This window comes from Streptomyces sp. NPDC004752 (genome assembly GCF_053601275.1).
The window spans coordinates 1-14,003 of the sequence record NZ_JBSGBN010000189.1; the positions used below are offsets into that span (position 1 = coordinate 1).

General features: G+C 71.1%; 12 protein-coding genes and 1 other RNA gene. 11 read left to right on the forward strand and 2 right to left on the reverse strand.

Annotation, left to right across the window (positions count from 1 at the left end; genetic code table 11):
• Positions 1-26 precede the first annotated feature (26 nt).
• Positions 27-230, reverse strand: a complete 204-nt coding sequence (locus ACWEKM_RS42930) for a hypothetical protein (protein ID WP_451626735.1) — start codon at positions 228-230, stop codon at positions 27-29.
• A 270-nt stretch (positions 231-500) separates the two neighbouring features.
• Between ACWEKM_RS42930 and ftsE the strand changes: the two genes are divergently transcribed.
• From ftsE to ssrA, 5 genes are all read left to right on the forward strand, one after another.
• Entirely contained in the window at positions 501-1,190 is a 690-nt protein-coding gene (gene ftsE / locus ACWEKM_RS42935; protein ID WP_451626736.1) for a cell division ATP-binding protein FtsE, read from the forward strand.
• Between the two features lie 38 nt (positions 1,191-1,228).
• Complete coding sequence (gene ftsX / locus ACWEKM_RS42940) at positions 1,229-2,146, forward strand: permease-like cell division protein FtsX (protein ID WP_451626737.1); 918 nt, start codon at positions 1,229-1,231, stop codon at positions 2,144-2,146.
• 67 nt (positions 2,147-2,213) lie between these two features.
• Positions 2,214-3,386: a S41 family peptidase gene (locus tag ACWEKM_RS42945; RefSeq protein WP_451626738.1), complete on the forward strand. Its 1,173-nt coding sequence runs from the start codon at positions 2,214-2,216 to the stop codon at positions 3,384-3,386.
• Between the two features lie 58 nt (positions 3,387-3,444).
• Complete coding sequence (smpB, locus tag ACWEKM_RS42950; protein WP_451626739.1) at positions 3,445-3,930, forward strand: SsrA-binding protein SmpB; 486 nt, start codon at positions 3,445-3,447, stop codon at positions 3,928-3,930.
• A gap of 96 nt (positions 3,931-4,026) precedes the next feature.
• Positions 4,027-4,425, forward strand: a transfer-messenger RNA (tmRNA) gene (gene ssrA / locus ACWEKM_RS42955).
• A 205-nt stretch (positions 4,426-4,630) separates the two neighbouring features.
• Here ssrA and ACWEKM_RS42960 read toward each other — a convergent pair.
• The gene (locus ACWEKM_RS42960) at positions 4,631-5,764 is read right to left on the reverse strand and encodes an MFS transporter (RefSeq protein ID WP_451626746.1); all 1,134 of its coding nucleotides are present in this window, start codon (positions 5,762-5,764) and stop codon (positions 4,631-4,633) included.
• Between the two features lie 593 nt (positions 5,765-6,357).
• Here ACWEKM_RS42960 and ACWEKM_RS42965 point away from each other — a divergent pair.
• The 6 genes from ACWEKM_RS42965 (at position 6,358) to ACWEKM_RS42990 (ending at position 13,919) form a co-directional block, all read left to right on the forward strand.
• Positions 6,358-7,329: a LysR family transcriptional regulator gene (locus tag ACWEKM_RS42965; protein ID WP_451626740.1), complete on the forward strand. Its 972-nt coding sequence runs from the start codon at positions 6,358-6,360 to the stop codon at positions 7,327-7,329.
• 822 nt (positions 7,330-8,151) lie between these two features.
• Complete coding sequence (locus ACWEKM_RS42970; RefSeq protein WP_451626741.1) at positions 8,152-9,027, forward strand: hypothetical protein; 876 nt, start codon at positions 8,152-8,154, stop codon at positions 9,025-9,027.
• Complete coding sequence (locus tag ACWEKM_RS42975) at positions 9,027-11,225, forward strand: glycosyltransferase (RefSeq protein WP_451626742.1); 2,199 nt, start codon at positions 9,027-9,029, stop codon at positions 11,223-11,225. The genes ACWEKM_RS42970 and ACWEKM_RS42975 overlap by 1 nt, the downstream gene beginning before the upstream one ends.
• Complete coding sequence (locus tag ACWEKM_RS42980) at positions 11,222-12,556, forward strand: acyltransferase family protein (RefSeq protein WP_451626743.1); 1,335 nt, start codon at positions 11,222-11,224, stop codon at positions 12,554-12,556. The genes ACWEKM_RS42975 and ACWEKM_RS42980 overlap by 4 nt, the downstream gene beginning before the upstream one ends.
• A 254-nt stretch (positions 12,557-12,810) precedes the next feature.
• Positions 12,811-13,026: a transposase family protein gene (locus ACWEKM_RS42985; protein ID WP_451626744.1), complete on the forward strand. Its 216-nt coding sequence runs from the start codon at positions 12,811-12,813 to the stop codon at positions 13,024-13,026.
• A gap of 89 nt (positions 13,027-13,115) precedes the next feature.
• The gene (locus ACWEKM_RS42990; protein ID WP_451626745.1) at positions 13,116-13,919 is read left to right on the forward strand and encodes a hypothetical protein; all 804 of its coding nucleotides are present in this window, start codon (positions 13,116-13,118) and stop codon (positions 13,917-13,919) included.
• The last annotated feature ends 84 nt before the right edge of the window (positions 13,920-14,003 follow it).

The window sequence follows — 14,003 nt, forward strand, 5'->3', positions numbered from 1 at the left end:
CCGTCCTCAGCCGCTCTGCGGCGCGCTCACGCGGTCTGGTGCGCCAGCAGCGCCACCGCGGCGATCAGCACCGCCAGCAGCGCGATCAGCGCCATGGGGTTCAGTCCGGCGAGGAATCCGTCCTGGAAGAAGCCCTGCTGCAGCCGCTCGCGGTTGGCCCGGCACACGGGGCACCGGCCCTCGCTCACAGGCGCCGCGCAGTTAGCGCACACCAACCGGTCGTATGTCATGCGCTCGCCCTCCTTGCACCGGCCGTCATGCGGACAACGCCCACGGGAACGAGAACGTTCCCCTCCCCACTGTGCCAGGTTCCCGCGCAGCGTGCGCGGGCCGCAGGCACCGGGCACGCTGCCACGGTCACCCCGGATACCCGGCGCATTTCGGGCCCATACCCGGCACAAAAATGTACAAGCTCCGCACAACCTCAACGGCGACTGCGCTCGCCCACCGGGTTCGCGTATGGTCACGCACATCTACCCCCGGCGACCCGTGGTGCATCCGTGATCCGATTCGACAATGTCTCCAAGGTCTACCCCAAGCAGACCCGCCCCGCACTCAGGGACGTAACCCTGGAAGTGGAGAAGGGCGAGTTCGTGTTCCTCGTGGGATCCTCCGGCTCCGGAAAGTCCACCTTTCTGCGGCTGGTCCTCAGAGAGGAGCGGTGCAGCCACGGCCAGGTGCACGTGCTGGGCAAGGACCTCGCGCGCGTCTCCAACTGGAAGGTGCCGCAGATCCGGCGCCAGCTCGGAACGGTCTTCCAGGACTTCCGGCTCCTGCCGAACAAGACGGTCGCGGAGAACGTGGCCTTCGCACAGGAGGTCATCGGCAAGTCCCGCGGTGAGATCCGCAAGTCCGTGCCGCAGGTGCTCGACCTCGTCGGGCTCGGCGGCAAGGAGGAGCGGATGCCCGGCGAGCTGTCCGGTGGTGAGCAGCAGCGCGTGGCCATCGCGCGCGCCTTCGTCAACCGGCCCAAGCTGCTCATCTGCGACGAGCCCACCGGCAACCTCGACCCGCAGACCTCCGTCGGCATCATGAAGCTGCTCGACCGGATCAACCGGACCGGTACGACCGTGGTGATGGCGACGCACGACCAGAACATCGTGGACCAGATGCGCAAGCGCGTCATCGAGCTGGAGATGGGACGCCTCGTCCGCGACCAGGCCCGCGGCGTCTACGGCTACCAGCACTGACACCGCACGAGTTCCACGGAAAGGCTTGATCCGACGCCATGCGCGCCCAGTTCGTACTGTCGGAGATCGGTGTAGGTCTCCGCCGCAATCTGACGATGACCTTCGCCGTCATCGTCTCCGTCGCCCTGTCCCTGGCCCTGTTCGGCGGTTCGCTGCTGATGAGCGATCAGGTGACCACCATGAAGGGCTACTGGTACGACAAGGTCAACGTCTCGATCTTCCTCTGCAACAAGAGCGACGCCGAGTCGGACCCCAACTGCGCCAAGGGCGCGGTCACCGACGACCAGGAGAAGCAGATCCTCGGCGACCTGAAGAAGATGGCGGTCGTCCAGAAGGTCACCCACGAGTCGCAGGACGAGGCGTACAAGCACTACAAGGCGCAGTTCGGCGACTCCCCGCTGGCCAGTTCGCTCACCCCGGACCAGATGCAGGAGTCGTACCGGATCAAGCTGAAGGACCCGGAGAAGTACCAGGTCATCGCGACCGCCTTCGACGGGCGCGACGGCGTCCAGTCGGTTCAGGACCAAAAGGGCATCCTGGACAATCTGTTCGGGCTGCTCACCGGCATGAACTGGGCCGCGCGGGCGGTGATGGCACTGATGCTGGTGGTCGCGCTGATGCTGATCGTCAACACCGTGCGCGTCTCGGCGTTCAGCCGGCGCCGCGAGACCGGGATCATGCGTCTGGTCGGCGCCTCCGGCTTCTACATCCAGGCGCCGTTCATCGCGGAGGCCGCGGTCGCCGGACTGATCGGCGGCACGGTCGCGTGCGGATTCCTGGTGCTCGCCCGGTACTTCATCATCGACCACGGCCTCGCCCTGTCCCAGAAGCTGAACCTGATCAACTTCATCGGCTGGGACGCCGTGCTGACGAAGCTCCCGCTCATCCTCGCCACCAGTCTGCTGATGCCCGCGCTTGCCGCGTTCTTCGCGTTGCGCAAGTACCTGAAGGTGTGACGCACGCCAAGAGGGCCGTGCGGCCAACCGGCCGTACGGCCCTTCGCGTTGTCCTAGACTCACCGCCATGTCAGGCCGCGACCCGTTCGGTCAGCCCCGCCGCTTCCGCCGCGGGGCGGCCCTGACGTTGGTCTTCGCCGGTGCGCTCGTCACCGGAGCCGCGACCGGCTCCTTCCCCGACCCCGAACACTCCGGTCGCGGGACCGCCCCCCAGGACGCGGCCCGCGCGACCATCCGCCCCGACGCCGTCCAGCGGGCCGCCGCCGAGGCCATGGCCGACGGCACGTCCCCCATGGAGGCGGCCGAACGAGCCGTGAGCCGCAGTGGGGACCGCTGGGGCGCCGTCTACTCCCAGGGCGAGTACCAGGAGTTCAAGGAGGCCCTCGACGGCCAGTACACCGGCGTCGGCCTGTGGGCGCGGCGCGCGGGCGACGGCCGGATCGAGGTGACCAAGGTGCGGTCCGGGTCGCCCGCGGCCGACGCCGGGATCCGCAAGGGCGACCGGCTGCGCAGCATCGACGGCACCGAGGCCGACGGACGGCCGGTCACCGAGGTGGTCTCCCTGCTGCGCGGTGACGCACTGGAGGCTCCCGCGGGCAGCACCGTCCGGCTCGGCCTGGAGCGCGGCACACGCTCATGGCACGAGACCCTGCGCCGGGCCCGGCTGTCCACCGACTCGGTGACCGTCCACACGCCCTCCGCGGGCGTCAGCGTCATCAAGATCGACGCCTTCACCAAGGGCTCGGGCGAGGTCGTGCGCAGCGCCGTGCGGCAGACCCCGGCCGGCACCGGGATCGTCCTCGATCTGCGCGGCAACTCCGGCGGCCTGGTCACCGAGGCCGTCACCGCGGCCTCCGCCTTCCTCGACGGCGGACTCGTGGCCACCTACGACGTCGACGGCGAGCAGCACGCCCTGCACGCCGAGGACGCCGGCGACACCACCAGACCCCTGGTCGCGCTCGTCGATGGCGGGACGATGAGCGCGGCCGAACTGCTCACCGGCGCCCTCCAGGACCGGGGCCGCGCGGTCGTCGTCGGCTCTCGCACCTTCGGCAAGGGCTCGATCCAGATGCCGACCCGGCTGCCCGACGGCTCCGTCGCCGAGCTGACCGTCGGCCACTACCGCACCCCCTCCGGGCACACCGTCGACGGCCGGGGCATCACCCCCGACCTGGCGGCCGACCAGCGGGCGCTGGAGCGGGCGGAGACCGTCCTCAGCGGGCTCGGCGACCCCTCGTAGCGCCGCGGTTTATCGGCTTTCCCCGTACCCCCTGCATGGTGCGAAAATGGTCGGCACTATGGCTAAGGAAAAAGGGCGCAAGCTGATCGCGCAGAACAAGAAGGCGCGGCACGACTACCACATCCTGGACACCTATGAGGCCGGTCTGGTCCTCACCGGTACCGAGGTGAAGTCGCTGCGTCAGGGACGGGCCTCACTCGTCGACGGCTTCGTGCAGCTCGACGCGCACGAGGCGTGGCTGCACAACGTGCATGTGCCCGAGTACAGCCAGGGCACCTGGACCAACCACAGCGCCCGTCGCAAGCGGAAGCTGCTGCTGCACCGCGAGGAGATCGAGAAGCTGGAGTCCAAGTCCCAGGAGACCGGACACACGATCGTGCCGCTCGCGCTGTACTTCAAGGACGGCCGGGCCAAGGTCGAGATCGCGCTCGCGCGGGGCAAGAAGGAGTACGACAAGCGGCAGACGCTGCGCGAGAAGCAGGACCGGCGCGAGGCGGACCGCGCGGTGGCGGCGGCCCGGCGCAGGCAGCGCGGCCAGTCGTGACCGTCGGCCGGCGGGGATGGGCTGGCATGCGGGTGCGTTGGTCACGTACGATGGCGGCGCACCCCGGGGCGGGTGCGCGGATTGAAAAATGAACATGGGGATGATCGGTTTCGACAGCGGCTGTCGAAGCAGGGGAAGCGTGTCGAGGAAGCGGCCATGATCTCGTAAACCACAGGCCGAAAAAAATAATCGCCAATACCAAGCGCGATTCCTCCCAGCAGGCCTTCGCCCTCGCTGCCTGATAGGCAGCCAGTGCGAGCCTCCTACTAAAGGGAGTGTCAGCCCGGGGCCGTTCCCGACCCGGATCCTGACATCAGCTAGGGGACTAAACCTTGATCCCGGTCACGGGGTGAAGAGGGAAACCAAACAGTGACTGAGCCCGTCGGAGACTTGTCCGCGTGATCTCCGGGGCTGAGAAAAGCGCAGCGGACTGCACACGGAGAAGCCCTGGTTCCGCACCGTTGGACGCGGGTTCGATTCCCGCCATCTCCACGAACACGACAGGCGACGTGCGCCCGCGAACACCGCGGGTGGACGTCGCCTTCGTCGTAGGTGCGCCGGTCTCGGGGGCCGTGCGGGGCCTGGCGTCGGCGCGTTCGGCAGCTTCGTGGCGTACCGGCCGCGGGCGGCGGTCGCGGGCGGCCGCGCCGGTGCAGTCGACCAGCGTCGGCCGGTGAAGTCGACCAGCGCCATCCCGCTTTCACTCGGTTCGACGGGCGCGCCGGGCCGCGCGCGGTGCGGCGGTGGCCGAGGCGATCAGCAGTGCGGCGGTGGCCGCGGCGACCGGCACCGCGAACCCCGCCGTCGGCGAGGCATGCTGGGCGGCCCAGCCGCCGCCCGCGCTGCCGCAGGCGACGCCGAGCAGCAGCCCGGTGACCACGAGGCTCATCCCCTCGTTCAGCCGGCCCTCGGGGGTCTGCCGCTGGACCAGCGTCATCGCGGTGACCATCGTCGGCGCGGTCGCCATGCCCGCCACCAGCAGGGCCGCCGCCAGCGCCCACAGCGACCCGGAGGCGCGGGCCGCGAGCAGCGGCAGCGACATCAGCGCGGTCATCGCGAGCAGACAGCTCGGCAGCCGCGGGCGGGCCGGTCCCCGGGCCCCGTACCACAGCCCGGCCGCACACGAGCCCGCCGCCTGCAAGGCGAGGACGGCACCGGCCGCGGACCGGTGGCCCTGCCCGTCCGCGTACGCGATCGTCACGACCTCCATCGAGCCGAAGACCGCGCCGGTGGCGACGAAACAGGCCAGCAGCGGCGGGAAACCGGGGGTGCGCAACGGCGTGCCGCCCCCGTGCGCCGCCCGCGGCGGCGGCTCGGTCGCCCGCTGCGCCGCGAACACCAGCATGCCGGTCAGCAGCAGTGCCGCCCCGGCGAGCGTGCCCGCCTCCGGGAAGAACGTCCCGGTCAGGAAGGACGCCAGCACCGGGCCGAGCATGTAGCACAGCTCGTCCGCGGCCTGCTCGAAGGAGTTCGCGGTGTGCAGGGCGGCGGGGTCGTCCCGCAGCAGATGCGCCCAGCGGGCCCGGGACAGCCCGCCGATGTTGGGGGTGGTGGCGGTGGCCGCGTACGCGGCGAACAGGGTCCAGTTCGGGGCGTCGTAGCGCACGCACAGCAGCAGGGCGAGGCTGCCCAGCACCGCGCACACCGTGGCCGGTACGGCGACCCGGGCCTGCCCGTGCCGGTCCACGAGCCGTGCGAGCCACGGCCCGGCCAGCGCTGTCGCCGTGAGTCCGGCCGCGGTGACGGCGCCGGCGAGCGCGTACGAGCCCCGCGAGCCGGCGATCATCACGACCGCGCTCACGCTGAACATGCCCATCGGCAGCCGGGCGACCAGATTCCCGACGGTGAAGGCCCGGACACCGGGGCGGGCGAAGAGACGGCGGTAGGGGGTGACGGGGGTTGTCCTGGCCGGTTTCCGGGCGGCTTTCCGAGCGGTCTTTCGGGCGGCTTTCTGGGGGAGGGGTTCGACCCGGGCCCGGGCGGGGGCTTGGGCGGCAGCTTGGGCGTGGGCGGTGGGGGCTTGGGCGGATGATTCAGCGGGGGCCTCGGGTGGTGCTGTGGTGAGCGGCTCGGCCTGGGCGTCGGCGGTGGGGGCTTGGTGGGGTGGCACAGCGGGGGCATCGGGTGGTGGTTCGGTGGTTGTCCGGGCGGGTGTTGTGGTCGGTGGCGTGCGGGGTGCTGCGGGCTGTGTTGTCGGAGGTGCTGCGGTACGGGGTTGCGCGGGTGTGTCACGGGTCGGTTCTGTCTGTTGCTGAGGGAGTGCCGCGGCGGTCGGCCGTGTGCGTGCCTCGGGCGGTGCTGTGGTGGGCGGTTCGGACCGGGCGTCGGCGGGTGTCGGTGGCATGGGGCAACCGTCGTCCGAGGACGATCTCGGGGTCCAACACCTGTTCGGTGCGGATTCACGCACATCCGTTGTAGATTCCGGGCGTGCCCGCTCCCACCCACCTCGACCCCCGCCTGCTGCGCGCGTTCGTCACCGTCGCCGAGGAACTGCACTTCACCCGGGCCGCGGCCCGCCTGTACATCGCTCAGCAGGCGCTGAGCCGGGATGTACGGCGGCTGGAGCGGGAGTTGGGCGCCGAACTGTTCCTGCGTACGACCCGGCAGGTGACGCTGACCGCCGACGGCGCGCGCCTGCTGCCGTACGCCCGCCGGGTACTCGCCGCCCAGGACGACCTGCTCGCCGCCGCCGGCCGGGCCCGGCCCCTGCTGGTCGACCTGAACTCGCCCGGCCTGGTCACCGGCCGCCGGGTGCTGCACCGGGCCCGGGAACTCGCCCCGGACTGCGAGCTGATGGCCCGCTACGAGAGCGGGCTGACCGGGGCCGCGACGGAACTCCTCGCGGGGCGGCTCGACGCGTCCTTCGGCCGGTTCGCCGGGCTGGACCCGGTGCTGCGGGCCGGACTCGCACAGCAGCCGGTCCGCTACGAGCCCATGGCCCTGGTCCTGCCCGACGACCATCCGCTGGCCCGGCGGGAAGCGGTGCCGCTGGCCGCGCTGGCGGGGGAGACCGTGTATGCCGGGGCCGGCAATCCGCGCACTCCCGAGTGGACCGACCTCGCGCGTCACCTCTTCGAGGGATGGGACATCCGGCTGGCGTCCCCCCTTCCGCTGGCGGTCGGGGGCGAGGAGTTCGAGCGGATCATGGCGAAGACGCGGAACCCGGTCCTCGCCGTGATGGACTTTCCGGCCATGCCCCGCACGGTTTTGCGCCCGCTTGTCGATCCCGTCCCGCTCTCACCCGTGTCACTCGTGTGGCGAAAGGGGCTGGTCCATCCCGGATTCGATGCGCTGCGCGGGGCGGCGGCCGAGATCGCGGCCGCCGAGGGATGGCTGCGGTGGCCCGCCGGGGGATGGATTCCGGCCAGTGACCAAGAGGTGATGTGCCCTCGGAACTGACACCCGGCGACCACACATCCTCCGCGTGCGCTACATTCATGACCCGAGCACGCTGTGGTAAAGGGGGCGCTCGGACCGGGTGGGGGCCCGGTTCGGTCGACGGGTGCTCGGTGTCGTGAGCGCACCCGGAACTGTCCCGTGGGGGGATGTGCGCGCGTGAAGAAGTGGCGAGAAGACGCCCAACCGGAACGGCCCGATGTCGCATCGGTGACTCGGAACCTTCCGGTGACAGGGGGCGATACCCAGACATTCCCGGAGACCGGAACAACGTCGGCCCTCCCTGCGGACCTGGGTTCTGACAGCGGCCCTGACAGCGGGCCTGACGACACGTTCGACGGGTGGTTCGGCAGCCGGTCCGCGAGGGAGCCCGGCAGTCGGTCCGCCAAGGAGTCCGGCACCCAGTTCGCCGAGGAGTCCGACAGTCGGTCCGCGAAGGAATCCAGCCGGTCCGACGCGGGGCCGTACGGTCGGTCCGGCGGAGGCCCGGACAGCGGATCCGACGCGGGGAAGGTGGCGGAGCGCGACGTTCCCGATACCGGGGCCAGGGCCGAGGCCCGGACTGAGGCCCTGCCGGGAGCGGGGCGCGGGCGTCTCAGGTCCGATGCCGAGAAGACGGCGGTGCTGCCCGCGACCGGGGCAGGCGGTTCGGCCTGGCGCGGCGGTTCGGCCGGCCGGCCCGGGCCGGCCGCGGGTTCCGTGGGTTCAGGCTCCGTGGGTTCAGCCGACTCCACGGGGTCGGCCGGTGCCGCAGGTCGGGCCGGTTCTGTCGGTTCGGCCGGTGCCGCAGGTTCGGCCGGTTCCGGCGTCGGTGGCTGGCCCGCAGTGCGTGCCGGCGCCGCCGGGACCGCCCGTACGGCCGGTGCCACGGTGCCCTCGGGGGCGCTGCGCGACCCCTGGGACACGTCCCGTTCGGCCGGTGAGGACGGCGCCGCGCCCACCGCGGACCTTTCGCACGATCCGCACGAGGTGACGGTCCAGCTCGATGCCGTACAGCTGGGCGACACCGGGCTCCTCACGGCCGCGCGCGCCCGTGCCGTCGGCGGCCAGGACGGCTCCGACCGACCGGTCTTCGTCGACGAGTCGGGACGACGCAGCCGCCGCTTCCGCCGCCTCGGCATGCTCGTCGGCGTCGCCTGCGCGGTCTACGCCGTCATCATCGTCGCCACCCTCCTGTCCGGCAGCTCCGACGCCCCTTGGCTGCCCGTACCGGGCGAGAACGACGACCGCCCGGCCAGCCAGGTCGACACCTCTCCGCTGCCCACCGAGCCCGTCCGGCCGTCCGGCACCGGCAGCGCCACCCCCGGGACCACCCCGACAGCGAGCGACGGCACCGCCGTGGAACCGGGCACCCGCGTCACCGAGCCCGGCGCCACCACCAGCCCCGACAGGACCGGCGCATCCGCCGACCCGCGGCCGACGGCGAGCAGGTCCACGTCCGGTTCGGGCGCCGGCGGCAGCGACGGCGGCTCGTCCACCGGCCCCAAGCCCTCCACACAGCCCTCGGCCTCCCCCTCGCCCGACCCGAGCGCACCCGTCGACCCGGGCGGCCCCTCGCCCGACCCCTCCGAGTCCACGGCCGGAGGCAGCACCGGCACCGGCACGCTGGCCGGCCACTCACCCGTCCCGGCGCCGACCGCCAAGGAGCCCGGCTCCAAGGCATCGTCCGCCACCGACCCGTCCCCGGAGCACAACCTCTGATGGCACTCCGCACCCGCCGTCACGGGGCCGCGTCCGGAGCCCGTGACGGCTCCCGGCGCCGCCGCCTGCCCATGCGCCTGCTGCTGCCCGTGCTCGTCCTCGTCGCGCTGATCGCGATGCTGATGCTGCGCGGCTACGTGCACAGCGAGATCCTCGCCGACCACCGCATCCAGCCCGAGGCATCCTCCGACCGGGTGCCCGAGAAGATCCTCGACGGCGGCCCGGTCATCGACACCCGCAGCGGCCGCACCGGCAGCCTGCGCGTCCCCGACCACCGCCTGGTCCTCACCTTCGACGACGGCCCCGACCCGGACTGGACCCCGAAGGTCCTCGACGTACTGAAGAAGCACCACGCGCACGCCGTCTTCTTCGTCACCGGCACCATGACCTCCCGCTACCCGGACCTGGTCAAGCGCATGGTCGACGAGGGCCACGAGGTCGGCCTGCACACCTTCAACCACCCCGATCTCTCCTACCAGTCGAAGAAGCGCATCGACTGGGAGCTGTCCCAGAACCAGCTGGCGATCACCGGGGCCGCCGGGATCCGCACCTCGCTCTTCCGGCCGCCGTACTCCTCCTTCGCCGACGCCATGGACGACAAGTCCTGGCCGGTCACGGAGTACATCGGCAGCCGCGGCTACATCACCGTCGTCAACAACACGGACAGCGAGGACTGGAAGAAGCCCGGCGTCGACGAGATCATCCGCCGCGCCACCCCGCACGGCGGCAAGGGCGCCATCGTCCTGATGCACGACTCCGGTGGCGACCGCCACCAGACCGTGCAGGCCCTGGACCGCTTCCTGCCCGACCTCCAGGAACGCGGCTACCGGTTCGACAACCTGACCGAGGCCCTCGGCGCGCCCAGCGCGCTGACCCCGGTCACCGGCGTCGACCTGTGGAAGGGCAAGGCGTGGATCTTCCTGGTCCAGGCCGCGGACGACATCACCGGCGTGCTCGTGGTCGGCCTCGCGGTGACCGGCACCCTGGTCATCGGGCGCTTCGTGCTGATGCTGCTGCTCTCCGGCGTGCACGCCCGCCGGGTGCGCCGCAAGAACTTCAGCTGGGGTCCGCAGGTGACCGAGCCCGTGTCGGTGCTCGTCCCGGCGTACAACGAGGCGAAGTGCATCGAGAACACCGTCCGTTCACTGATGGCGAGCGAACACCCCATCGAGGTCATCGTCGTCGACGACGGTTCGACGGACGGCACGGCACGGATCGTGGAGGCGATGGGCCTGCCGAACGTGCGCGTCGTCCGGCAGCTGAACGCGGGCAAGCCGGCCGCGCTCAACCGCGGCCTGGCGAACGCCCGTTACGACCTGGTCGTGATGATGGACGGCGACACCGTCTTCGAACCGGCCACGGTCCGTGAGCTGGTGCAGCCCTTCGCCGACCCGCGGGTCGGCGCGGTCGCCGGCAACGCCAAGGTCGGCAACCGCGACTCGCTGATCGGCGCCTGGCAGCACATCGAGTACGTGATGGGCTTCAACCTCGACCGGCGCATGTACGACCTGCTGCGCTGCATGCCTACGATCCCCGGCGCGGTGGGCGCGTTCCGCCGGTCGGCCCTGGAACGGATCGGCGGCATGAGCGACGACACGCTGGCCGAGGACACCGACGTCACGATGGCCCTGCACCGGGACGGCTGGCGCGTCGTGTACGCCGAGAACGCGCGCGCCTGGACGGAGGCCCCGGAGTCCGTCCAGCAGCTCTGGTCGCAGCGCTACCGCTGGTCGTACGGCACCATGCAGGCGATCTGGAAGCACCGCCGCGCCCTGGTGGAGCGGGGCCCGTCGGGCCGCTTCGGCCGGGTGGGCCTGCCCTTCGTGTCGCTGTTCATGGTCGTGGCACCCCTGCTGGCGCCCCTGATCGACGTCTTCCTCCTGTACGGCGTGGTCTTCGGGCCGACGCAGAAGACCATCGTGGCCTGGCTGGGCGTCCTGGCGATCCAGGCCGTGTGCGCGGCGTACGCGTTCCGGCTGGACCGCGAACGCATGACCCATCTCATCTCGCTGCCCCTGCAGCAGATCCTCTATCGCCAACTCATGTACGTCGTGCTGCTCCAGTCCTGGATCACGGCGCTCACCGGCGGCCGACTGCGCTGGCAGAAACTGCGCCGCACGGGCGCCGTCGAGGCACCGGGCGGACCGGTGCCGCGTCAGCGGACCCGCAGCAGCAGTGATCGGAGGCCCGTGGCATGACCCACGGATACACGACCGGGACCGGCACGGGCCCCGAGCCGACGCCGTCGTACGGCATCTCGCACCAGCGGACGACGGCCCCCGCGGCCGAAGCGACGCCCCCTGCCCCCGCGGCCGGAGTCACGCCCCCTGCCCCCGCGGCCGGAGTCACGCCCCCCGAGGCCGGGGCGGCCGCCGTCCCCAAGCCACCCTCGGGCCGGGACCGTTACCTGGACCTGCTGCGCTCGATAGCCCTGGTCCGCGTGGTGGTCTACCACCTGTTCGGCTGGGCCTGGCTGACCGTGCTGTTCCCGTCGATGGGCGTGATGTTCGCGCTGGCCGGCTCCCTGATGGCGCGCTCGCTCAAACGCCCGGCGCTGGGCGTGATCCGCGGCCGGATCCGGCGGCTCCTGCCGCCGCTCTGGGCGTTCAGCGTGGTGGCGCTGGCGATGATGTTCGCGGGCGGCTGGAACCCGGTGAAGGACCCGGACAACGGCGGTACCTGGGGCCTCGTCAAGCTGATCGACTACATCATCCCGATCGGCGCCCCGCCCTTCCCCTGGCACATCGGCTCGAAGTCGGGCCTGCTGGAGGACACCTGGGCGGTACAGGCGGCGGGTCCGCTCTGGTACCTGCGCGCCTACCTGTGGTTCGTCGTCGCCTCCCCGCTGCTCCTGTGGGCGTTCCGGCGAGCCCCCTGGCCGACCCTGCTGGCCCCGCTCGGCCTGACCGCGATCATCGGCACCGGCCTGGTGACCATCCCCGGCGAGACGGGCAACGCGGTGACGGACTTCGCGGTCTACGGCGGCTGCTGGGTCCTGGGCTTCGCCCACCACGAGGGACTGCTGAAGCGCATCCCCCGCTATCTCGCGGTCTCCTGCTCGGCGCTGGTCATGGCCTTCGGCCTGTGGTGGGCCTCCGGCCATCTGGGCCCCGACGGCTGGGACCTGAACGACATCCCGCTGGCGCAGGCGACGTGGTCCTTCGGGTTTGTGGTCATTCTGTTGCAGTACTCGCCGTCCTGGCAGGAGCTGCCGGGCCGACTGGCACGCTGGGACAAGCTGGTGACCCTGTCCAACAACCGCGCGGTCACCATCTACCTCTGGCACAACCTGCTGATCATGGCCACGGTCCCGATCATCGACCAGGCGTACAACCTCCCGTTCATGGAGAGCGAGCGCGCGACCGCCGCGCTCGACTCCACGTACATGCTGTGGATGTTCTTCCTGGTCTGGCCGCTGATCGGGCTGGCGATCCTCGCCTTCGGCTGGATCGAGGACTTCGCGGCGAAGCGGAGCCCGAGACTGTGGCCCAACGGCGCGAAGCGCACCGGAAGCCGCCGCAGAACCTGACCCCCGACCGCACCGGCAATGTCACGGAACGGCCATCAACCCCCTTGCCGATCCCGTCGATTGCCCCCCTTGCCCCGCTCTGCGCGATCCGCGCGGGCGGGGCAAGTCATATCGCCCTGGTGTGGCCCAGGGCGGTTGCAAGTTCCGGGATCGCGTAGATCATGTGCGCCCAGCGGGAGTTGACGCAGCAACAGCACAGGCACGAGACCGATGATCATCAGGGTGTCTATGCCGGCTGATCACATCGAGGTCCCGTGCCTGCCGCAGTATCTTCCCCTGTCCCCGCCGTCCTGCTGAAGCTGGGTCCGCTGGACGCGGACCGGGCCGCTGACCTGCGCCCCTACTTCGACGCGGTGCCCGATCCGCGCTCGCGGCACGGCCGGTGGTACTCCCTGACGGCGATCTTGCTGGTGTGTGCCTGTGCGGTCGTCCCGGGTGCGAGGAGCATCGATGAGCCGAATGGGGCGTGAACGCTTCCAACGGGCTCTTGGCGGCTCTCGGTATCCGTCGCCATCCACTCAGGTGGCGACGCTGTCCATCGGCGGCGACGACCGGGCGTGTGCCGGGGGCAGTTGACGGTGATGCCCTGGACCGGGCGGTGGGTGCCTACCTCGCGGACCGGCACCGCAGGGCCGTGGAGTCGGCCGGCACCTGCGGACCGCGGCGCGTCATCGCCGTGGACGGCAAGGCGCTCAAGGGCTCCGCCCGTGGGGACACGGCCCGCCGTCACCTGCTCTCGACGGTCACCCACGGCCGCGTCGCAACGCTCGCCCCGGTGGAGGCCGGTGCGAAGACGAACGAAACCAGGCACTTCAAGCCGCTGCTCGCGCCGCTGGACCTGGCCGGTGTCACGGTGACCTTCGACGCCCTGCACTCGGTCAAGGCGAACATCTCCTGGCTGGCCGAGACCAAGAAGGCGCACTACATCGCCGTGATCAAGACGAACCAGCCCATCGCCCACAGCCGGCTCGCGGCCCTGCCGTGGCGGGACATCGCCGTCCAGCACACCCGCACGGAGACCGGGCACAGCCGGCGTGAGTCCCGTTCGGTCAAGACCTGCGCCATCGCCGACGAACTCGGCGGTATCGCCTTCCCCACGCCCGCCTGGCCATCCGTGTCCACCGCCGCCGCAAGGAAACCGGCCGCCGCGAGAGTCGTGAGAGCGTCTACGCCGTCACCAGCCCCGACACCCACCAGGCTGGCCCGGCCGACCTGGCCGCCGCGATCCGCGGGCACTGGGGAGTGGAGAACTCCAGCCACCACATCCGAGACGTCGCCTTCGCCGAGGACGCCTCCACCGTCCATACCGGCACCGCACCCCGCGCCATGGCCGCGTTTCGCAACCTCACCATCGGCACGCTGAAGATCCTCGGAGCCGACAACATCGCCAAGACCACCCGAGCCATCCACCACAAACCCGAGCAAGCACTCCGAATCCTGGGCATCA

Coding starts and splice junctions, on each gene's coding strand:
- ACWEKM_RS42980 (WP_451626743.1), top strand. CDS start 11,222: ATGACCCACGGATACACGACCGGGACCGGCACGGGCCCCGAGCCGACG.
- ACWEKM_RS42975 (WP_451626742.1), top strand. CDS start 9,027: ATGGCACTCCGCACCCGCCGTCACGGGGCCGCGTCCGGAGCCCGTGAC.
- ACWEKM_RS42930 (WP_451626735.1), bottom strand. CDS start 230: ATGACATACGACCGGTTGGTGTGCGCTAACTGCGCGGCGCCTGTGAGC.
- ACWEKM_RS42945 (WP_451626738.1), top strand. CDS start 2,214: ATGTCAGGCCGCGACCCGTTCGGTCAGCCCCGCCGCTTCCGCCGCGGG.
- ftsX (WP_451626737.1), top strand. CDS start 1,229: ATGCGCGCCCAGTTCGTACTGTCGGAGATCGGTGTAGGTCTCCGCCGC.
- smpB (WP_451626739.1), top strand. CDS start 3,445: ATGGCTAAGGAAAAAGGGCGCAAGCTGATCGCGCAGAACAAGAAGGCG.